The sequence below is a fragment of the Streptomyces sp. ActVer genome, assembly GCF_027270795.1.
Classification (GTDB): domain Bacteria; phylum Actinomycetota; class Actinomycetes; order Streptomycetales; family Streptomycetaceae; genus Streptomyces; species Streptomyces umbrinus_A.
On sequence record NZ_JAPWHT010000178.1, the window covers coordinates 1 to 19,547 of the forward strand.

19 protein-coding genes are annotated in these 19,547 nt (G+C 70.5%); 16 read left to right on the forward strand and 3 right to left on the reverse strand.

Annotated features, from left to right (window positions below):
- Positions 1 to 90 precede the first annotated feature (90 nt).
- Entirely contained in the window at positions 91 to 2,112 is a 2,022-nt protein-coding gene (locus O3Q52_RS26765; protein WP_269651293.1) for a beta-galactosidase, read from the reverse strand.
- Between the two features lie 312 nt (positions 2,113 to 2,424).
- On the opposite strand from O3Q52_RS26765, the gene O3Q52_RS26770 reads away from it, so the two are divergent.
- The 4 genes from O3Q52_RS26770 to O3Q52_RS26785 are packed head-to-tail and all read left to right on the forward strand — an operon-like array spanning position 2,425 to position 6,648.
- A complete protein-coding gene (locus O3Q52_RS26770) occupies positions 2,425 to 3,747 on the forward strand; it encodes an ABC transporter substrate-binding protein (RefSeq protein ID WP_269651294.1) in 1,323 nt (440 codons plus the stop codon).
- Positions 3,744 to 4,718, forward strand: coding sequence for a carbohydrate ABC transporter permease (locus O3Q52_RS26775; RefSeq protein ID WP_269651295.1), 975 nt, complete (start codon positions 3,744 to 3,746; stop codon positions 4,716 to 4,718). Before O3Q52_RS26770 ends, O3Q52_RS26775 begins: the two co-directional genes overlap by 4 nt.
- Complete coding sequence (locus O3Q52_RS26780) at positions 4,715 to 5,620, forward strand: carbohydrate ABC transporter permease (RefSeq protein WP_269651296.1); 906 nt, start codon at positions 4,715 to 4,717, stop codon at positions 5,618 to 5,620. The genes O3Q52_RS26775 and O3Q52_RS26780 overlap by 4 nt, the downstream gene beginning before the upstream one ends.
- Positions 5,617 to 6,648, forward strand: a complete 1,032-nt coding sequence (locus O3Q52_RS26785) for a LacI family DNA-binding transcriptional regulator (protein ID WP_190228598.1) — start codon at positions 5,617 to 5,619, stop codon at positions 6,646 to 6,648. The genes O3Q52_RS26780 and O3Q52_RS26785 overlap by 4 nt, the downstream gene beginning before the upstream one ends.
- Before the next feature lie 10 nt (positions 6,649 to 6,658).
- Here O3Q52_RS26785 and O3Q52_RS26790 read toward each other — a convergent pair whose 3' ends face one another.
- Positions 6,659 to 7,051 carry an SseB family protein gene (locus O3Q52_RS26790; protein WP_269651297.1) on the reverse strand — a complete coding sequence of 131 codons (393 nt, stop codon included), beginning with the start codon at positions 7,049 to 7,051 and terminating at the stop codon, positions 6,659 to 6,661.
- A 356-nt stretch (positions 7,052 to 7,407) separates the two neighbouring features.
- Between O3Q52_RS26790 and O3Q52_RS26795 the strand changes: the two genes are divergently transcribed.
- The 3 genes from O3Q52_RS26795 (at position 7,408) to O3Q52_RS26805 (ending at position 9,033) form a co-directional block, all read left to right on the forward strand.
- Positions 7,408 to 7,992 carry a TMEM165/GDT1 family protein gene (locus tag O3Q52_RS26795; protein ID WP_269651298.1) on the forward strand — a complete coding sequence of 195 codons (585 nt, stop codon included), beginning with the start codon at positions 7,408 to 7,410 and terminating at the stop codon, positions 7,990 to 7,992.
- 171 nt (positions 7,993 to 8,163) lie between these two features.
- A complete protein-coding gene (locus O3Q52_RS26800) occupies positions 8,164 to 8,514 on the forward strand; it encodes a VOC family protein (protein WP_269651299.1) in 351 nt (116 codons plus the stop codon).
- 84 nt (positions 8,515 to 8,598) lie between these two features.
- Positions 8,599 to 9,033, forward strand: coding sequence for a MarR family winged helix-turn-helix transcriptional regulator (locus O3Q52_RS26805; RefSeq protein ID WP_269651300.1), 435 nt, complete (start codon positions 8,599 to 8,601; stop codon positions 9,031 to 9,033).
- Positions 9,034 to 9,073: 40 nt separating this feature from the next.
- Here O3Q52_RS26805 and O3Q52_RS26810 read toward each other — a convergent pair whose 3' ends face one another.
- Positions 9,074 to 9,931 carry a LysR family transcriptional regulator gene (locus O3Q52_RS26810; RefSeq protein WP_269651301.1) on the reverse strand — a complete coding sequence of 286 codons (858 nt, stop codon included), beginning with the start codon at positions 9,929 to 9,931 and terminating at the stop codon, positions 9,074 to 9,076.
- A gap of 334 nt (positions 9,932 to 10,265) precedes the next feature.
- Between O3Q52_RS26810 and O3Q52_RS26815 the strand changes: the two genes are divergently transcribed.
- The 9 genes from O3Q52_RS26815 to O3Q52_RS26855 all read left to right on the forward strand — a co-directional run bounded on the left by O3Q52_RS26815 (position 10,266) and on the right by O3Q52_RS26855 (position 19,432).
- Positions 10,266 to 10,988 (forward strand): lysophospholipase, encoded by a 723-nt coding sequence (locus O3Q52_RS26815; protein WP_269651302.1) that lies wholly within the window; start codon positions 10,266 to 10,268, stop codon positions 10,986 to 10,988.
- The gene (locus O3Q52_RS26820) at positions 10,985 to 11,872 is read left to right on the forward strand and encodes a sulfurtransferase (RefSeq protein WP_269651303.1); all 888 of its coding nucleotides are present in this window, start codon (positions 10,985 to 10,987) and stop codon (positions 11,870 to 11,872) included. The genes O3Q52_RS26815 and O3Q52_RS26820 overlap by 4 nt, the downstream gene beginning before the upstream one ends.
- 53 nt (positions 11,873 to 11,925) lie before the next feature.
- A complete protein-coding gene (locus O3Q52_RS26825; protein WP_269651304.1) occupies positions 11,926 to 12,810 on the forward strand; it encodes an ABC transporter permease in 885 nt (294 codons plus the stop codon).
- A gap of 62 nt (positions 12,811 to 12,872) precedes the next feature.
- Entirely contained in the window at positions 12,873 to 13,619 is a 747-nt protein-coding gene (locus O3Q52_RS26830; protein ID WP_269651310.1) for an ABC transporter ATP-binding protein, read from the forward strand.
- Positions 13,616 to 14,596 (forward strand): ABC transporter substrate-binding protein, encoded by a 981-nt coding sequence (locus tag O3Q52_RS26835; protein ID WP_269651305.1) that lies wholly within the window; start codon positions 13,616 to 13,618, stop codon positions 14,594 to 14,596. The genes O3Q52_RS26830 and O3Q52_RS26835 overlap by 4 nt, the downstream gene beginning before the upstream one ends.
- A 73-nt stretch (positions 14,597 to 14,669) precedes the next feature.
- Positions 14,670 to 15,770 carry an LLM class flavin-dependent oxidoreductase gene (locus tag O3Q52_RS26840; RefSeq protein ID WP_269651306.1) on the forward strand — a complete coding sequence of 367 codons (1,101 nt, stop codon included), beginning with the start codon at positions 14,670 to 14,672 and terminating at the stop codon, positions 15,768 to 15,770.
- A gap of 103 nt (positions 15,771 to 15,873) precedes the next feature.
- Positions 15,874 to 16,878, forward strand: coding sequence for an ABC transporter substrate-binding protein (locus O3Q52_RS26845; protein ID WP_269651307.1), 1,005 nt, complete (start codon positions 15,874 to 15,876; stop codon positions 16,876 to 16,878).
- A complete protein-coding gene (locus tag O3Q52_RS26850) occupies positions 16,875 to 18,047 on the forward strand; it encodes an acyl-CoA dehydrogenase family protein (protein WP_269651308.1) in 1,173 nt (390 codons plus the stop codon). The genes O3Q52_RS26845 and O3Q52_RS26850 overlap by 4 nt, the downstream gene beginning before the upstream one ends.
- Positions 18,044 to 19,432 (forward strand): FAD-binding oxidoreductase, encoded by a 1,389-nt coding sequence (locus O3Q52_RS26855; RefSeq protein ID WP_269651309.1) that lies wholly within the window; start codon positions 18,044 to 18,046, stop codon positions 19,430 to 19,432. The genes O3Q52_RS26850 and O3Q52_RS26855 overlap by 4 nt, the downstream gene beginning before the upstream one ends.
- Positions 19,433 to 19,547: the final 115 nt, after the last annotated feature.

A 19,547-nucleotide genomic window follows, 5' to 3' on the forward strand; every position in this document is an offset into this window, starting at 1 on the left:
CCGTTCAGGCCGATGCGGGGGTCTGGGGGCGGAGCCCCCAGAAGGGACGGGAACGGGTAGGGGCGGCGGGGGCGAAATCAATGGGGCGAGTCAGCCGTCGAGGCGTACAACCCGTACGGCCCCCGCAGGCACCGCGAGCCGCCCCGCCGCCCGCTCGCCGGTGAGCAGCTCAGTGCCATGCGCGTCAAGCGCGACCTTCGCATCGACGCCGGAGTGGTTGATCACGAACAGGAAAGCCCCCGACTCCCCCACCCGCCGCACCACTTCGACATCCCGAGGCAGATCGGCACGGGGCGCGATCCGCGCGTCATCGGCGGCCCAGCCGACAAGCGCGTCGAGCCCGTGGGCCCCGAGCCGCGTGGACACGTACCAGGCGGATCCCTCACCGAGCCGGTGACGGGTGACGGCCGGATGCCCCTCGGTGAGCCCGTCGGCGTACGTCCACACGGTCTCGGCGCCGCGCGGCACGACGAACTCGGTCCAGACGTCGCCGGCGAGTTCGGATCCGTCGGGTCCGGTGATGCGGACCTGGTCGCCGGCGAGCAGCGGCGAGAACTCCTCGACGGTCAGGCCGAGTACGTCGCGCAGCGGGCCGGGGTAGGGGCCGTCGTGCACGGCGTCGTGCTCGTCGACGATGCCGGAGAAGTACGAGACGACGAGGGTGCCGCCGTTCTCGACGTACTCAGTGAGGTTCTGTCCGCCGGCCTCGGTCATCAGGTAGAGGGCAGGCACGACGACGAGGGGGTAGGCCGACAGGTCGGCTTCCGGGTGGGCGAAGTCGACGGTGAGGTGGCGGTCGTAGAGGGCTTCGTAGAAGGCGTCGGCACGCTCGCGCGGGTCGTGGTCCTCGCTGGGGCGCCACTGGAGGTTCTGCGCCCACCAGGAGTGCCAGTCCCACAGGACGGCGACGTCGGCCTGGGTGCGGGTGCCGCGGATCGTACTCAACGAGTCGACGGAGGCGCCGAGTTCGACGACCTCGCGCCACACGCGCGAGTCCGTGCCCGCATGCGGCAGCATCGCCGAGTGGAACTTCTCCGCGCCGCGCCGTGACTGCCGCCACTGGAAGAACATCGCGCCGTCGGAGCCGCGGGCCACATGGGCGAGGGAGTTGCGGGCCATCTGGCCGGGGGCCTTGGCTGGGTTGCGGGTCTGCCAGTTGACGCCCGAGGTGGAGTGTTCGAGCAGCAGCCAGGGGGCGCCGCCGGCGACGGAGCGGGTGAGGTCGGCGGCCATCGCGAGGTTCACATGCGTACGGCGGCCGTCGGTGATCAGGTAGTGGTCGTTGGTGACGAGGTCGACCTCGCGGCCCCAGGCCCAGTAGTCCACGGAGTCGCACTGGCTGAGGGCGGTCATGAAGTTGGTGGTGACGGGGATGCCGGGCGCGAGGCGGTGCAGGATGTCGCGCTCGGTGACGAAGTTCTCGCGCATGGTGTCGTCGGCGAACCGCTTGTAGTCGAGCGCCTGGGCCGGGTTGCCGACCGTCGGGGTCACCCGGGGCGGGTTGATCTGGTCGAGGTCCGCGTACCGCTGGCCCCAGAAGGCCGTGCCCCAGGCCTCGTTGACCGCGTCGACCGTGCCGTACGTCCTGCCGAGCCAGCGGCGGAAGTGGGCGGCGCAGCTGTCGCAGTAGCAGGCCGAGACGGGGACGCCGTACTCGTTGTGGACGTGCCACATCGCGAGCGCGGGGTGTTCGGCGTACCGGGTGGCGAGCTTGGTGGTGATGTCCGCGGCGGCCGAGCGGTAGTGGGTGTTGCTGTGGCAGATGGCGCCGCGTGAGCCGAACTCGTAGCGGGTGCCGTCGGCGGTCACGGGCAGGGCTTCGGGGTGCTCGCGGTAGAACCAGGCGGGCGGCGCCACCGTCGGCGTACCGAGGTCGGCGCGTATCCCGTTCTCGTGCAGCAGGTTCAGGAGCCGGTCGAGCCAGCCGAAGTCGTGGTTCCCGGGCTCGGGCTCCAACAGGGCCCAGGAGAAGATCCCGACGCTGACCATCGTGACGCCTGCCTCGCGCATCAGCCGGACGTCCTCGGGCCAGACGGTTTCGGGCCACTGCTCGGGGTTGTAGTCCCCACCGAAGGCGAGCCTTGAGAGGCCCTTGGGGGTGGTCTCCGGCATGGATTGTCTCCCGGTCGATCGATCATTTGGGAACGTGCACACACAGCGCCAGCGGCGCGGGGCCAACATAACCGCACAGCAACAACCATTGACAAGTGTCCTGGATGTTTCTCTACTGTGAACGCTCACAGAAGCAGCACGGGTGAGCCGGAGGGGCGCGCCGGTGTCGAGGGCGCGAGCGCGCGGAGGCCCGAAGGGCTGAGCACGGTCGTGCTCTCGACACCGGCCGAAGCGCCTCGGAGGCGAGCCGCACAGGAAAAAAAGGGGCAGGCCTCCGCAGCAGGCGGAGACCACGGTCAGGGAGATACATCCATGCCACACACGAAGCTGCGTCGCCTCGTGACCATCTCGGTCGCCGTCACGCTCGGCGCCACCGCACTTGCCGCCTGCGGCTCCTCGGACGACAACGACAGCGAGGCCGACTCGGGGCCGGTCTCGCTGACGTACTGGTCCTGGACGCCGGGCATGGACAAGGTCGCCGACCTGTGGAACAAGGGCCAGGGCAAGAAGGACCGGGTCACGGTCACGGTCAAGAAGCAGGCGTCCGGCGACACGCTGGTCACCAAGATCCTCACCGCGCACAAGGCCAAGAAGGCGCCGGACCTGGTCCAGGCCGAGTACCAGGCCCTGCCGACCCTGGTCAGCAATGACGCGCTCGCCGACATAGCCGGCGACGTCGACGGCGTGAAGGACAAGTTCGCCGACGGCGTCTGGCAGCAGACGACGCTGGGCTCGGACGCGGTGTACGCGATCCCGCAGGACTCCGGGCCGATGATGTTCTACTACCGCCAGGACCTGTTCAAGAAGTACGGCCTCGAAGTCCCGCAGACCTGGGAGCAGTTCGCCGAGACGGCCCGCGCGCTGAAGAAGAAGTCGCCGGAGACGGACCTGACCACCTTCTCCGCCAACGACTCCGGTCTCTTCGCCGGTCTCGCCCAGCAGGCGGGCGCCAAGTGGTGGACGACAGAGGGCCAGAAGTGGAAGGTCGGGATCGACGACGCGGCGACGCAGAAGGTCGCCGACTTCTGGGGCGGCCTCGTCAAGGAGGGCGCGATCGACAACCAGCCGATGTACACCCCGGCCTGGAACAAGGCGCTCAACACCGGCAAGCAGATCGCCTGGGTCAGCGCCGTCTGGGCGCCCGGCACCCTGACCACCGCCGCGCCCGACACCAAGGGCAAGTGGGCGATGGCTCCGCTGCCGCAGTGGTCGCAGAGCGACGACGTCACGGGGAGTTGGGGCGGTTCGTCCACGGCCGTCACCACGGACTCCAAGCACAAGTCGGCCGCCGCGAAGTTCGCCGCCTGGCTGAACACGGACCCCCAGGCGCTCACCGCGCTCGCCAAGGAGGGTGGCATCTACCCGGCCGCCACGACCGCGCAGACCAGTGACGCGTTCACCGAGCCGCCGGCCTTCTTCTCGAACCAGAAGGACTTCTACACCCAGGCCGCCGACATCGCGAAGACCACTGCTCCCTCCGCGTGGGGCCCGAACGTGAACGTCGCGTACACCACGTTCAACGACGCGTTCGGCTCCGCCGCCAAGAACAAGTCGGACTTCGGCGCCGCCCTGAAGACGATGCAGGGCGAGACCGTCGCCGACCTCAAGAAGCAGGGCTTCGAGGTCGCGGAGTGACAAGCGCACACCGGAAGTCGTACGGGGTCAAGGGGGCCCCGTACGCCCACCCGTCTCCCACCACCACCCTCAAACGAGTGCGAAGCGCCCCCTATTTTTTCCTCCTCCCCGCGACGATCCTCTTCGCCCTCTTCTTCGCGCTGCCCATCGGCTACGCGGTGTGGCTCAGCCTGCACAAGGTCCAGGTCAAGGGCCTCGGCCTGGGCGCGGGCGCCCGCAAGGAGGTCTGGGCGGGCCTGGAGAACTACACCGACTCCCTCACCGACTCCCAGCTGCTCGACGGAGCGGTGCGCGTGCTCGGCTACGGCGCCATCGTGGTGCCGGTGATGCTCGGGCTCGCGCTGCTCTTCGCGCTGATGCTCGACACCGACCGGGTCCGTCTCGCGCCGGTCACCCGGCTCGCGATCTTCCTGCCGTACGCCGTTCCGGGTGTCGTCGCCGCGATGCTGTGGGGCTTCCTGTACCTGCCGGACGTCAGCCCCTTCTACTTCGTCCTCGACAAACTGGGGATGCCGCAGCCCGACCTGCTGGACGGCGGGCCGCTGTACATCGCGTTGTCCAACATCGCGGTGTGGGGCGGCACCGGCTTCAACATGATCGTCATCTACACCGCGCTGCAGTCCATCCCTGCCGAGGTGTACGAGGCGGCGAAGCTGGACGGCGCCACCCCGCTGCAGATCGCGATCAGGATCAAGATCCCGATGGTGGCGCCCTCGCTGGTGCTGACCTTCTTCTTCTCGATCATCGCGACGCTCCAGGTGTTCAGCGAGCCGACCACCCTCAAACCCCTGACCAACTCCGTGTCCACGACCTGGAGTCCGCTGATGAAGGTGTATCAGGACGCCTTCGGCAAGGGTGACATCCACTCGGCGGCGGCGACCGCGGTGATCATCGCCTTCGTCACGCTGGTCCTGTCCTTCGGCTTCCTGCGGGCCGCGAACTCCCGTAACAAGCAGGAGGCAGCACAGTGAGTTCTCTTGCCGTCCGCAAGGCGTCCCCGGCCGCCGGCACGACGCCCGGCACCACCCAGGGGCCGCCGCTGCGCCGCCGGACCGCCTTCGTCCCGACGGTGACGCTGCTGATCGGCGCGATCTACTGTCTGCTGCCGGTGGCGTGGGTGGTGATCGCGTCGACCAAGTCCGGCAGCGAACTGTTCTCGACGTTCACGTTCCTGCCGGGCACGGGCTTCGCCGACAACGTGACCGACCTCAACGCCTACCGCGACGGCCTGTACTGGAAGTGGATGGGCAACTCCGCCCTCTACGCGGGCCTGGGCGCCCTCCTGTCGACCGTCGTCTCCGCGTTCAGCGGCTACGCCCTCGCGATCTACCGGTTCCGCGGCCGCGAGACCATCTTCAACATCCTGATGGCGGGCGTGCTGATGCCGCCGGTGATCCTCGCGATCCCGCAGTATCTGCTCATGGCCAAGGCGGACCTCACGGACTCGTACGCATCCGTCCTGCTGCCGCTCGTCCTGTCGCCGTACGGCGTGTATCTCGCGCGGATCTACGCCGCCGCGGCCGTGCCGGGCGATGTCGTCGAGGCGGGGCGGATGGACGGGGCGAGCGAGCTGCGGATCTTCACCCGGATCGCGCTGCCGATGATGGTGCCCGGACTGGTGACGGTGTTCCTCTTCCAGTTCGTGGCCGTGTGGAACAACTTCCTGCTGCCGTACATCATGCTCAGCGACGACGAGAAGTTCCCGATCACCCTCGGTCTGTTCACCCTGCTCGAACAGGGATCCAACACCCCGGCCCTCTACACACTGGTGATCACCGGCGCGCTGCTCGCGGTCATTCCGCTCATCGCTCTGTTCCTGGTCATCCAGCGGTTCTGGAGCCTCGATCTGCTGTCGGGAGCCGTAAAGTCGTGACCATGAGCCAATCGGGGGGCCGGCGCAAACCGCCGACGATTCACGATGTCGCGCGCGAGGCGGGAGTCTCACGAGGGACCGTCTCGCGCGTGCTCAACGGCGGGCACTATGTGAGTCCCACGGCCCAGGAGGCGGTCAACGCCGCCATCCGCAGGACGGGGTACGTCGTCAACCGGCACGCCCGCTCACTGATCACCGGACGCTCGGACTCGATCGGCTTCCTCCTCACGGAGCCGCAGGAGAGGTTCTTCGAGGACCCCAACTTCAACGTCCTGCTGCGGGGTTGTACGCAGGCACTGGCGGCGCACGACATCCCGCTGCTGCTGATGCTCGCGGGCACCGAGGACGAGCGGCGCCGCATCACCCGGTACATCACGGCGGGTCATGTCGACGGGGTGCTGCTGGTCTCCAGCCACTCCGGCGACCCGGTCGCCGAGCAGTTGCGCGAGGCGGGGGTGCCGCTGGTGATGTGCGGCAAGCCCATCGGCGTCGGCTCCAAGGTGAGTTACGTGGCCGCGGACGACCGGGACGGCGCCCGTGACATGGTGCGCCATCTGGTGTCGCTCGGCCGTCGGCGTATCGGCGTGGTGACCGGTCCGCTGGACACGCCCGGCGGTGTGGAGCGGCTCGCGGGCTACCGGGAGGTGCTCGCCGAGTCGGGCATCGACTTCGACGAGCGGCTCGTCGTCTCCGGGGACTACAGCCGGGCCAGCGGTGAGGCGGGCGCGGAACGGCTCCTGGCCCAGTGCCCGGACGTGGACGCGGTGTTCGTCGCCTCCGACCTGATGGCTCAGGGCGTACTCACCTCACTGGAACGGGCCGGGCGCCGCGTCCCGGAGGACGTCTCGGTGGGCGGCTTCGACGACTCCTCGGCCGCTCTGGCCGCCCGCCCCCAGCTGACGACCATCCGGCAGCCCTACGACCGCATCAGCGCCGAGATGGTGCGGGTGCTGCTCGCCCAGATCGGCGGAGAGGATCCGGCGGCGGTGATCCTGCCGACGGAACTGGTGAAGCGTCAGTCCACCTGAGACCGGCGCTTCACGCGGCTTTCAGGGGTGGGCCCAGCAACAGGTGCACGCCCTCCGCCGACAGCGTCACGGCCTCGGGGGAACCGGGGTCGATGACGAGCGTCAGGCCGCGCACGGGCCAGTGGGCCGGAATCATGCCCAGGGGTACGAGGTGGTAGCACTGAACGTCCGGCAGGGCCTGCGCCATGCGTTCCTCGGACGTGAAGACGAGGACGGCCCGGCCGATGACCGGCAGGATCAGTTTCCGCGTCTCCGCGTCCGAGGCCGGCACCAGCACCTCGGTGCCGGCCAGCCGGGTCCGCGCGGCGCCGTCCAGGCCGTTGTGGGCCAAGACGCTCAGCGCGCGCAGGATCACATCGGACGTGTCGTCCGAGGGTGTCGCTTCGTGAAGTGAGCCGTTCATGAGGGTTCCGCTCGTGAGTCGCGGGCGGGACCATCCCTTGCCCGTCCGCGCCGAGTGTTCTTCGCATACCCCCGGCCCGCACTCTCATGCGAGACCCGTATGCGTGTCCTGTACACTGAGTGACTGCGAAGGGGAGTAGTCCTGCGAACCGGTCGTCGACACACTGGAGCCCTCGGGTTCCCGGTGGCCGGGCCCGCGTGATCACACGGGTGGACGAGACCTTCGGCCAGGCATTGATGTGCCCGCGAGTCCTTGCGGCGCACCCGTCATGCCGGGCCGATCGGTTCTCCCGTCGCCCCAGTCGAGGGCGCTTCGCGATGATCCGGGGGCCCGGTCCCTACAGAAAGCCACCCGGAATGCATCTCGACCCTCTGGCGATCCTCACCGCCTTCGGGCTGATCTTCCTCGCCGAGCTGCCGGACAAGACGATGTTCGCGTCGCTGGCCATGGGCACCCGTATGCGGCCGCTGTACGTGTGGTTCGGTACGTCCACCGCGTTCGTCGTGCACGTCGCGATCGCCGTCGGCGCCGGAAGCCTCATCGGTCTGCTGCCCGACTGGACCGTCAAGTCGGTCTCGGCCGCGCTCTTCGCGTTCGGCGCCTTCATGCTGCTGCGCAGCGGACGGGACGACGACGAGGAGGACGCCGGAGGCCGGACCGTCACCGGCTTCCGGCCCGTCTACACGACCGCCTTCATGGCCGTCTTCATCAGCGAGTGGGGCGATCTGACACAGATCACGACCGCCAACCTCGCGGCCACCAACGGCGTCGCGTCCGTGGCCGTCGGATCCGCGGCCGCCCTCATGTCGGTCTCCGCGCTCGCGCTGCTGGCCGGGCGGTTCATCGCCAAGCGCGTACCGCTGAAGACCGTGCAGCGCATCGGCGGGCTGTGCATGCTCGGGCTCGCCGTCTGGTCGGTGGTGGAGATCTTCACAGGCTGACGAGCCACGCTCCCGGGGCGACCGGTCAGGAACTGACCAGTCGGGTCCTGACCGGTCAGGAACGGAGAAGCGTGCTCCCACCCCTCGGCCATAGCGTGATTCCACCGGCGAGAAACCGGTCCGAACCGGTGACGACCGCCGGTGGAGATCACGACAGCGGAGGAGCCCGTCATGTCCGAAGGCCTCAGGACCATCACCTATCCCGTCAAGGACCTCGCCCGCGCCAAGGCCCTGTTCGGCTCGCTGCTGGGGGTGGAGCCGTACGTCGACGAGGCGTACTACGTGGGCTTCCGGGCCCCCGGCGGGCCGGAGGTCGGGCTCGACCCCAACGGTCACGCGAAGGGCCTGACGGCACCCGTCCCCTACTGGCACGTCGCCGACATCAAGGCGAGCCTGGCCGGTCTCGTCGCCGCGGGCGCCGAAGTCGTCCAGGACATCCAGGACGTCGGGGGCGGCACGCTGATCGCCTCCGTGAAGGACGCGGACGGCAACGACGTCGGTCTCATCCAGGAGGCGTCCTGAGCAAGGTGGGCAAGCCGAACAACTCCATGCAACTGCACTAGTTGCATGGTAAACAATGGCCGCTTTCTCTGTTACCGTGCGGATATGGCAGCAGAGAAGGTCGCTCCCCGGCTCGAGGACCAGTGGCGGGACATCCTGTCGGTGCACGCGCGCACCATGTGCGAGATCGACCGGGAACTCCATCCGCACGGCCTCGGCGCCAGCGACTTCGAGGTGCTCGACATCCTCGCGTCGGCCACGACGACCACGGGCCCGGACTCCGGCTCGCTCACGAGCACGGGCTCGGGCCCGGTCGAGCAGTGCCGGGTGCAGAACATCGCCGACCGGGTCCATCTGAGCCAGAGCGCCCTGTCCCGCCTCATCGGCCGCCTGGAGAAGGAGGGCCTGGTGGAGCGGAGCGTCTGCCAGGAGGACCGCCGCGGAGTCTGGGTGGCCCTCACCGGCAAGGGCCGCGACCTGCACACCGAGGTACGCCCACTGCAGCGCGCCGTCCTGGCCCGCATGCTGGCCAAGGGCTGAGTCACCCCGCCAAGAGCCCGAGCCCCCGGCGGGGGCCGAGTCATCCCGCCGGGCGCAGCAGGTCCCGTACGGCCTCGAACGCCGCCGCGACCGTCGCCGGGTCGGCGCCCGGCCGGGCCAGCGCGCTCATCGGGATCGGGGTGACCGACGGCAGTCCGTCGTACGGGCTCAGTCCGTCCGGCGCGGGCCCGACCGCGGCGAGGAGCGCCACGCCCACGCCCGTGCGCGCCACGTCGAGCACCCCCGCGAGATAGCCGGCGTCGCCGACCACCGTGGCCGCGACGCCGTGCGCGGCGAGGGTCGCGATGGCCCGGCGGCGGATCGCGCACGGGTCCTCGATGGCGACCAGCGGGACCGGGGCGGGCGCGGGCGGCGGAGCCCAGCCGGGAGTGGCGTGCCAGGTCAGCGGGAGGCCACCGACCGGAGTCCCCTCGGTGGCCGCCGCCTCCGTCACGTACACGGCGACATCCACGCTGCCGCGTTCCACGGCCTCGACGAGCCGTGCCGAGCGGTCGATACGGAAGCGCACCCGGCAGCCGGGCCGCACCTCCTGGACGGCCGCGGTCAGCCGGGGCAGGAACTGGTCGGCGGCGTGCTCGGTGGACCCGATGGTGACCGTGTCGCCCTCGGTGTCGAGCAGCACCCGCACGGCCTCGTCGTGGACGGCGAGGATACGGCGGGCCTGCTCCACGAGGAGCCGCCCCTCCGGGGTGAACCGGGTGCCCCGACCCTCGCGTTCGACGACCGGACTCCCCAGCGTCTTCTCCAGCCTGCGCACATGCTGGCTGACCGCGGACTGGCTGAGGGCAAGGGAGTGGGCGGCGCGGTGGAAACCGCCGCAGTCGGCTATCGCGGTCAGGCTGCGCAGGGCCACGATGTCCAGGACAGGTTGGGGCATACGGCGACCGTAGCCCGCCGCCCTCATCGATCGCGATAGCTGATCGATTTCGATGCGGAATCGTCGTTGGACGGAATCCGCCCCGGCCGGTCATGATGAACCCATGGTTCCCACGACCGCTTCCGCTGCCCTTCTGACGCAGCGCCGAGTCATCGACTTCGGCGTGGCGTGCAGCGCGCGCTGTCGTTGATTCCCCGCCGGTCACCGGCGTTCCCGCTCGGCCTCCACTGATCGTGTCTCCCCTGTCCTGACACGTGTCGGCACGCTACCGCGCCTCCCTCTCGCTCCTGCCATCCTCCTTTCCCCCTGCCCTGAACAAGGGAGTTGCTTCCTCATGCCCTCCTCGCTGCCCACCCCGCCGTCCACCTCATGGGACGAGCCCGAAGGCCTCGCGGCCCGCGGCACGCTGATCGTGCTGGCCGGCCGGGGCGAGCACGGTGGTGTGTACGAGCGGTTCGGCCGCCGTCTCGCCTTCGACGCCTACCGCGTACGTTCCCTCGGTGACCCGGTCGCCGATCCGTCCGTGCTCGACGAGGCGGCCAAGCTCCTCGCCGACGAGTCGCTGCCCGGTCCGAAGGTGCTGGTCGGCTCGGACACGGGCGCCCTGTACGCCGCTCGGCTCGCCGCCGAGCAGACCCCGGGGATCGACGCGCTGATCCTGGCCGGTCTGCCCACCGTCCCCTGGGCGTCCGGGAGTTGGGAGGCCGAGGTCGAGGCACGCACCGCCTGCCCCACCCACCAGGCACGCCTCACGAACGACCCGGGCTTCCGGCGCGGGGCACTGGACACAGCCCCGGACCTGCCGGAGCCGAGCCTGGATCTCGTACGGGTTCCCGGGCTGGCCCTGCACGGCGCCGAGGACGCGGTCAGTCCGCTCGCCGACGCGCTCAGCGCCTACGAGGGGCACCCCGGCGTACGGACCGTGACCTTCAACGGCGGCCGGCACGACGTGCTCAACGACGCGCTGCACCGCACCGCCGCCGCCACGGTCGTGCTCTTCCTGGAGCGGCTGCGCCTCTCCCCCGAGCTGCCCGCGATCGCCGAGGGCCTCGCATGAGCGCCCGGGTGACGACGACGGTCGCGGAACTGCGCAAGCTGATCGACTCCGGGCAGCCGCCCGTCCTGCTCGACGTGCGCTGGGCACTGGGCGACCCGCACGGCCGGGACCACTACGAGGCCGGCCACGTCCCCGGGGCGGTCTACGTCGACCTGGACCGCGAACTGGCCGGTCCGCCCAGCCCGGAGGACGGCCGTCATCCGCTGCCGGACCTCGCGGATCTGCAGGCGTCGGCGCGGAGTTGGGGCCTCAAGGAGGGGCGGCCGGTCGTCGTGTACGACGACCTGGGCAACACGGCCGCGGCCCGCGCCTGGTGGCTGCTCCGCTGGGCCGGAGTTCCGGAAGTGACCCTGCTGGACGGGGCGTTGGGCGCGTGGCGGTCGGCGGGGTTGCCGCTGGAGTCGGGTCCGGGCGCGACAAAGCCGGATGCGGAGGCGCCGAGGCCGGACCTCGATGCGCCGGAGCAGGACGACATCGTCCTGCGGCCGGGCGGACTGCCGGTGACGGACGCGGACGGTGCGGCCCAACTGGCGTCACGCGGGCTGCTGTTGGACGCCCGTGCCGGGGAGCGCTATCGCGGCGAGCACGAGCCGGTCGACCCTCGGGCGGGCCACATCCCGGGCGCGGTCTCCGCCCCGACCGGCGAGAACCTCTCGGCCGACGGGACGTTCCTGCCGCCCGAGGAGCTGCGCAAGCGGTTCGAGGACCGCGGTGCCGGTGAAGCGGCCGTGATCGGCGTGTACTGCGGGTCCGGTGTCACCGCGGCCCACCAGATCGCCGCCCTCGCGATCGCCGGGTTCGACGCGACGCTCTTCCCCGGCTCCTGGTCGGCCTGGTCCGCCGATCCCGCCCGCCCGGCCGCGACCGGGCCCCTGCCGTCCTGATCCGCACCGAGCAGTCCCGAACCGCCTTCGGCCGTCCCGAGAGGAAGACCGCCATGCCGACGAAACAGATCGGGGTGACAGCCCCCGTACTGGAGAAGCCCGAACCGCCCGCCGAGCCCTCACCCGCCCGCGTCACCATCCGCGGTACGGCACATCTCCCCCGCCACCGCCTGTCCGTCCCCCGTTCCGTACGCCGGGCCGCCGGGCCGGTCGGGCTCGTGGTCCTGTGGTTCCTGGGTTCCCTCACCGGTGTGCTCCCGGAATCCGTGCTCGCCTCGCCCGTGGACGTCGTACGCCAGGCGGTCGAGCTGACGAAGAGCGGCGAACTGCCCGACGCGATCGCCGCGTCCGGGCGCCGGGCGGCTACCGGATTCCTCATCGGAGGAACGGTCGCTCTGTCGCTGTCCCTGCTCGCCGGGCTGTTCCGGCTCGGCGAGGACGTCATCGACTCCTCGATGGGCATGTTCCGGGCGATCCCGTGGGTCGGTCTGATCCCGCTCTTCATCGTCTGGTTCGGCATCGAGGAGACCCCGAAGATCGCGCTGGTGGCCCTCGGCGTGACCTACCCGCTGTACTTCAACATCTACGGCGGCATCCGCTCCACCGACGCCCAACTCGTCGAGGCCGCACGGATGATGGGGCTCGGCAGGATCGGTCTGATCCGGTACGTCATCCTGCCGAGCGCGCTGCCCGGTGCCCTCGTGGGACTGCGGTACGCCCTCTCCACCGCCTGGCTCGCCCTCGTCTTCGCCGAGCAGATCAACGCCGACGCCGGGCTCGGCTATCTGATGAGCAACGCCCAGCAGTACTTCCGTACGGACGTCATCGTGCTGTGCCTCGCCGTGTACGCGCTGCTCGGCCTGGCCTGCGACTTCGCCGTACGGGTCCTCTCCCGCCGCCTGTTGAGCTGGCGTGCCTCCTTCGAAGGCGAGGCGTGACCATGACCGCGAACACCGTGAACACCCTGAAGTCCGAGCCCGCGCCGACGGCCGCTGCGACAGTGGCGAACAGCGTCGAGATCCGAGGGCTGTCCCGCGCCTTCGACAGCAACACCGTGCTGCACGAGCTGGATCTCGACATCCGTGAGGGCGAGTTCGTGGCCCTGCTCGGCCACAGCGGGTGCGGCAAGTCGACCCTGCTGCGCATCCTGGCCGGGCTCGACGACGAGATCGGCGGCGAGGTGACCGTGCCCGCCCGGCGCAGCGCCGCGTTCCAGTCGCCGCGGCTGCTGCCCTGGCTGAAGGTGTGGCGCAATGTCGTTCTCGGGCTGCCGGGCCGGCCCGACCGGGCGCTGGCCGACAAGGCACTGGACGAGGTCGGGATCGCCGAGCGGGCCACCGTCTGGCCCAAGACGCTCTCCGGTGGTCAGGCACAGCGCGTCTCGCTGGCCCGCGCCCTCGTCCGTGAGCCCGAACTCCTGCTCCTGGACGAGCCGTTCGGGGCACTGGACGCGCTGACCCGAGGCAAGGTGCAGCAGCTCGTCGCCGAGCTGTGGGAGCGGCACGGCTGCGCGATCCTCCTGGTCACGCATGACGTGGAGGAGGCGCTGCTGCTCGCCGACCGCGTCCTGGTGATGGACGAGGGGCGCATCGCCCACGAGGTCACCGTCGAGTTGCCCCGCCCCCGCGATCTGGCCGCCCCCGAGTTCGTCACGCTCCGCGCCCGCCTCCTCGGCTGGCTCGGCGTCACCCACACCGGCACCTCCGAAGCCTCCAACTCCCGTACCCCCGAAGGGAACCCCTCGTGAAGCGCACCATCCTCCGTACGTTCGCCGCCGCTCTCGGTCTGAGCGCCCTGCTGACGGTGACGGGCTGCGGAGGGGACTCCGCCGCGGACACGGCCAGCGGCTCCTCGGACGTCACGCTCACCATCGGCGACCAGGCCAAGACCCTTCAGACGATCCTCGCCGGCTCCGGGGCGCTCAAGGGGGCCGACTACAAGGTGAAGTGGGCCGAGTTCGAGGGCGCGGCCCCGCTCTTCCAGGCCGTGCAGGCGGGCGCCGCCGACACCACGTACTCCGCGGACCTGCCCGCGCTCCAGGCGCTCAGCGGCGGGGTCAAGTTCAAGAACGTCGCCGCGCTGAAGAACGACGGGCATCACACCGGCATCGTCGTCCGGAAGGACTCGGACGTGAAGAGCGTCAAGGACCTCAAGGGCAGGAAGGTCGTGGTGTCCTCCGCGAAGGGCAGCATCGCCGAGTACCTGCTCGCCAACGTGCTTCAGCAGAACGGCCTCAAGTACTCCGACGTGAAGGTGCAGTACCTGCTGCCGACCGACGCGCAGGCCGCCTTCTCCTCCGGGAAGATCGAGGTCTGGGCGACCTTCGGGGTCTACCAGGCGGTCGGCCTCCAGCAGGGCGGCAGGCTCCTCGTCGACGGCGCCGACGGACGGATCAGCGGTTACGGATTCATCGGGGCCTCCGACAAGGCGCTCGCGGACAAGGCGAAGAAGGCCGCGCTCGGCGACTTCCTGAAGCGGCTCGGTACGGCCCTGAAGTGGACCAGCACCCACCAGGACGCGTACGCCGACGCCATCGTCGAACGCAACGGCGCGGACCCCGCGATCGCGAAGACCCTCGCCTCGGCCGCGTACAGCCAGGTGCTGCCCGTCACGCCCGAGGTGAACGGGACCGTCCAGGACGTGGCCGACCTGATGCACGGGATCGGTGTCCTCGACCCGAACGTCGACGTGGCGAAGTCCGCCGACGCCTCCGTCCTCAAGTAGCGGCCCTCAAGCAACAGCTCTCAAGCAGCGACCGAAGCGCTCTCAAGTCGCTTGCCAAGCAAAGGAGTTCACCATGCCTGTCGAGTTCATCAGCGCCGTGCACACCGACTCCGGGGCGTCCGGTCCGGCCGCCGCGAGCCGAACGGGTCTCGATGTCGACCATCTGCGCAGGTACGCCCGGGCGTTGGACGACGGAGGCTTCGACCACACCCTGGTCGCCTACCACTCGGCCTCGCCGGACGCCTTCCAGATCGCCCAGTTCGTGGCCACGCACACCGAGCGGGTCCGCCCGATCCTCGCGCACCGGCCGGGCGTGATCTTCCCGACGCACGCGGCCCGCGCCCTCGCGACCCTCGACCGGATCAGCAACGGCCGGCTGACCGTGCACATCATCTCCGGCGGCAGTGACGAGGAGCAGCACCGCGAGGGCGACTACCTCGACAAGCGGGAGCGGTACGAGCGGTCTGACGAGTACATCCAGATCCTGCGGAAGGTGTGGCAGGCCGACGGGCCCGTGTCGCACGAGGGCACGTACTTCAAGTTCGAGGGCTACTACTCGGACGTGAAACCGGTGAACGGCCTGGTGCCCATCTCGGTGGGCGGGTCCTCCCAGGACGCGTACCGGGTGGGCGGGCAGCAGGGTGACATCTTCGGGCTGTGGGGCGAGCCGCTGAAGGAGACGGCCGAGCAGATCGCCGCCGTGAACGCGGTCGCGGACGCCGCCGGGCGCCCCCGTCCCCGTATCTGGGTGTCGTTCCGCCCGATCATCGCGCCCACCGACGAGCTGGCCTGGGAGAAGGCGCACCGCACCCTGGGCGTGCTCAGGGACCAGGCGCAGAACACCGAGCTGCTGCGCCACTACAAGACGAGCGGCCGCCCCGCCAACGTCGGTTCGCAGCGGCTGCTCGACATCGCCGAGCGGGGCGAGGTGCACGACCGCTGCCTGTGGACGGCCCCGGCGGTCGCCACCAACGCGGCCGGTGCCTCGACCGCGCTGGTCGGCTCCCCCGAGACGGTCGCGAAGGCGCTGCTCGACTACGTGGACATCGGCTGCGACCTGCTGTCGATCCGCGGCTACGACCCGCTCAACGACGCGATCGACTACGCGCGTTACGTCCTGCCACTGGTTCGGCAGGAGCTCGCCCACCGCGCTTCGGCGGACCGGGCCGCCTGACTCTTCGCGTACCCACGCGCGCTCTCGTCCCTCCTCCCCTGCGTTCCCCCACCTCTGTCCGTCCTCCGTCCTCGTCTGAATCGATTCCTCTCATGGAGACTCCGTGTTCCGTCGTACCCTGCTCACGTCCACCGCCGCGCTCGCGCTGCTGCTGCCGCTCGCCACGGCCTGCGGAGGCGACGCGGAGGCCGAGTCCTCCTCCGACCTCTCCTCGGTGACGCTGGCCGTCGGCGCCACCGGCTGGAAGAACGAAGAGGCCGTTCTCAAGTTCGCCCACCTCGACGACACCCCGTACAAGGTGAAGTGGAGTCTGTTCCAGGGCGGTGACCAGCAGCTCCAGGCCGTCCGGGCGGGAGCGCTCGACCTGGCCTCCTCCAGCGAGATCCCGCCGATCTTCGCCGCCGCCGACGGCAAGCCCAACTTCAAGGTCGTCGCCGTGCAGCGCGGCACGACCCTCAACCAGGAGGTCATCGTCCCCAAGGGCTCCAAGGTGACGGACATCGCGGGCCTGAAGGGCAAGAAGGTCGGCTACGTCCAGAACACCACCGCCCACTACTTCCTGTACGAGCTGCTGAAGCGGGCGGGCCTGAAGTGGTCGGACATCGACGCCAAGCCGCTCCTGCCCAACGACGGGCTCGCCGCCCTGAACGGCGGAGGCATCGACGCCTTCGCCTCCTACGGCACGTCGGTCATCACCGCCCACCAGCAGGGCGCCGTCACGGTCGGCTCGGGCAAGGACGTGCTGTCGGGCAACTTCCTCTGGTCGGCCCGTGACAACGTGCTGAAGAGCCCGGGCCGGCGGGCCGCCGCGGCCGATCTGATCGCCCGGATCACCAAGGCGTACGCGTACATCCGTGACGGCCGTGAGCACGAGTTCGCGAAGGTCGTCGCCAAGGCCACCCACCAGCCCGTGGCCCAGGCGGAGAAGGACTTCCGCGACGCGCAGGCACAGCGCCCGACCCGGGCCAGGGCGGTCGGCGACGACACCATCGCCTCGCAGCAGAAGGTCGCCGACGCCTTCACCGAACTGGGCGCCCTGAAGAAGAAGCTGGACGTGAAGTCCTTCTGGAGCCGCGCACTCGACACCGATCTGGAGAAGGCCCTGTGACCGTGAACTCCCGCGCGAACCCGGACACGAGCCTGGATGTGAACCCGGACGTGAACCGGGACCTGAGCGCGCGCCTCGCCGAACTCGCCGTGGGATACGACCGGTCGGGCGCCTTTCCCGCCGAGTCGATCCAGGTGGTGCACGAGGCGGGGCTGCTCACCGCGACCGTCGGGGAGCGGTACGGCGGCCGGGGCGCCCGGGTGGAGGAGACCGCGCGCATCCTGCACACACTCGGCCGGGGCGATCCGTCCGTGGCCCTGATCACGGCGATGACCCTCAACACCCACGCCCGCGAGGCCGTACGACCGACGTGGCCCGAGGAGCTGTACGCGCGCGTGCTCAAGGAGTCCGAGCAGCGGCCGGTTCTCGTCAACCACGCGCGCGTGGAGCCCGACCTGGGTTCCCCCGCGCGGGGCGGACTGCCCGCGACCCTCGCCCGGCGCACCGCGGACGGCTGGTCGATCAGCGGGCGCAAGCGGTTCGTGACGGGCGCGGAGGGACTGGACTGGTTCCTCGTGTGGGCGACCACCGATGAGCCGGAGCCCCGCGTGGGCACCTTCCTGGTGCCCGGCGACTCGCCCGGCATCGAGATCACCGACCGGTGGGACCAGCTGGGGCTACGGGCGAGCGGCAGCCACGACGTGACTTTCCGGGACGTGGAGGTCCCGTACGAGCATGTCGTCGGACTCGGCCCGCACGGTCCCGCGAGCGAGCAGGACAACCGGGCGGGCGCCTCCCTCCACCTCCCGCTCGCCGCCCTGTATGTGGGGGTCGCGCGTGCGGCGCAGGCCTTCTTCCACACCTTCGCGCACGCGCGCGTGCCCGCCAATCTCGGTCACCCGGTGGCCCGGACCGAACGCTACCGGCGGACAGCCGGGGAGATCGAGGTGCTCCTCGCCACCGCCGAGCAACTGCTCTTCGACGGGGCCGCCCGGGTCGACGCCGACGACCCGGGCTACACGCCGGAGCAGGCCCTCGGCGCGCGTGTACTCGCCGACCGGCACGCGGTACGGGCCGTCGAGCTGGCCGTGCGGCTGCTCGGCAATCCGGGCCTGGCCCGCGGCAATCCCCTGGAGCGGCACTTCCGTGACATCCAGTGCGCGCCCGTGCACGCGCCCCAGGAGGACATCTCCCTGCTCGCCATCGGAACGAAGGCACTCGACCTGTGACCGCTCCCGCGACGACCGCTCTTGAGTCCACGAAGGCCGCCGAGCTGCTCGGGCTGCTCGCCCGTGACCTGGCACCCGACCGGCTGGCCACCGATCCGCGCACGGTGGCCGCGCATGCCACCGACCGTTCCGGTGCCCGGTCCGAAGGCAGTCCTCTCGCTGTCGTCCACGCCCGGCGCACCGAGGACGTGACGGTCACCCTGCGGCACGCGCATGCCCTGGGTGTGCCGGTCGTGCCTCGTGGCGCGGGAACCGGTCTGTCGGGCGGCGCGACCGCGGGCGAGGGTGTGCTTGTCCTCGACCTGTCCGGCATGAACCGCATCCTCGAACTGTCGGCCGACGACCAGCTCGCGGTCGTCGAACCGGGCGTGATCACGGCCGAGTTGGACCGCGCGGCCGGCGCCCACGGCCTGCGGTACGCACCCGATCCCGCGAGCGCCGCCATATCCACGATCGGCGGGAACATCGCGACCAACGCGGGCGGCCTGCGCTGCGCCAAGTACGGCGTGACACGGGACAGCGTGCTCGGTCTGGAGGCGGTGCTCGCGGACGGCACGGTGATCAGGACCGGCCGCCGTACGGTGAAGGGCGTCACCGGCTACGACCTGACCGCCCTGCTCACCGGCTCCGAGGGCACCCTCGCGGTGATCACCTCGGCGACGCTGCGGCTGCGGCCCGTCCCCATGGCGACGGCCACGCTCGCCGCGTACTTCCCGTCCTTCGAGGCCGCGGCCGAGGCGTCGTACGCGATCGGCCGGGCCGGGATCGAACCGGCGCTCGCGGAGCTGGTCGACGGGCCCGTGCTGCATGCCATCGACCCCGAACTGCGGGAGCGGGGAGCGGCGTTGCTGGTCGTCCAGTGCGACGGGGTGGGGGCGGCCGTGGAGGCGGAGGTGGTCGCGCGACTGCTCACTCCGCTCGCGACGACCGTCGAGGTGACCGACGATCCCGCCGAGGCCAAGTCGCTGCTGGCCGCGCGCCGGCTGGCCCTGCCCGCCCTCGAACGGCTGGGCCGGCCGCTGATCGAGGACATCGCGGTACCGCGCTCGCGGCTGGCGGAGGCGGCTCGTTCGATCCGTGCCATTTCCGAACGCCATGGCGTCCCGATCTTCACCATCGCGCACGCCGCCGACGGGAACCTGCATCCGATCATCGTCGTGGATCCGGCCCTGGACCGGCTCCCGGATGCCGCGTGGGAGGCGGCGGGCGAGATCTTCGCGCTGGCGTTGCGGCTGGGGGGCACGCTCACGGGGGAACACGGCGTGGGTGTTCTCAAGCGGCAGTGGGTCGCGGAGGAGCTGGGGCCCACGGCGCACGCGTTGCAGCGGCGACTCAAGGAGGCGTTCGATCCGCGCGGCATCCTCAACCCCGGCAAGAGCCTCTGATCGTCGGCGATCGGCTGCGGGTTGTGTGTGGCTGGTCGGGCAGTTCCCCGCGCCCCTGAAGGGGCGCGGGCCCAGCCCGGCGTCTGTCCTTAGGGGCGCGGGGGACTGCGCGACC

What these genes read in the sequence shown, in the direction of transcription:
- O3Q52_RS26815 (WP_269651302.1), top strand. Translation starts at nt 10,266, where the DNA reads ATGCCCTCCTCGCTGCCCACCCCGCCGTCCACCTCATGGGACGAGCCC.
- O3Q52_RS26840 (WP_269651306.1), top strand. Translation starts at nt 14,670, where the DNA reads ATGCCTGTCGAGTTCATCAGCGCCGTGCACACCGACTCCGGGGCGTCC.
- O3Q52_RS26810 (WP_269651301.1), bottom strand. Translation starts at nt 9,931, where the DNA reads ATGCCCCAACCTGTCCTGGACATCGTGGCCCTGCGCAGCCTGACCGCG.
- O3Q52_RS26770 (WP_269651294.1), top strand. Translation starts at nt 2,425, where the DNA reads ATGCCACACACGAAGCTGCGTCGCCTCGTGACCATCTCGGTCGCCGTC.
- O3Q52_RS26790 (WP_269651297.1), bottom strand. Translation starts at nt 7,051, where the DNA reads ATGAACGGCTCACTTCACGAAGCGACACCCTCGGACGACACGTCCGAT.
- O3Q52_RS26820 (WP_269651303.1), top strand. Translation starts at nt 10,985, where the DNA reads ATGAGCGCCCGGGTGACGACGACGGTCGCGGAACTGCGCAAGCTGATC.
- O3Q52_RS26795 (WP_269651298.1), top strand. Translation starts at nt 7,408, where the DNA reads ATGCATCTCGACCCTCTGGCGATCCTCACCGCCTTCGGGCTGATCTTC.
- O3Q52_RS26825 (WP_269651304.1), top strand. Translation starts at nt 11,926, where the DNA reads ATGCCGACGAAACAGATCGGGGTGACAGCCCCCGTACTGGAGAAGCCC.
- O3Q52_RS26805 (WP_269651300.1), top strand. Translation starts at nt 8,599, where the DNA reads ATGGCAGCAGAGAAGGTCGCTCCCCGGCTCGAGGACCAGTGGCGGGAC.
- O3Q52_RS26765 (WP_269651293.1), bottom strand. Translation starts at nt 2,112, where the DNA reads ATGCCGGAGACCACCCCCAAGGGCCTCTCAAGGCTCGCCTTCGGTGGG.
- O3Q52_RS26800 (WP_269651299.1), top strand. Translation starts at nt 8,164, where the DNA reads ATGTCCGAAGGCCTCAGGACCATCACCTATCCCGTCAAGGACCTCGCC.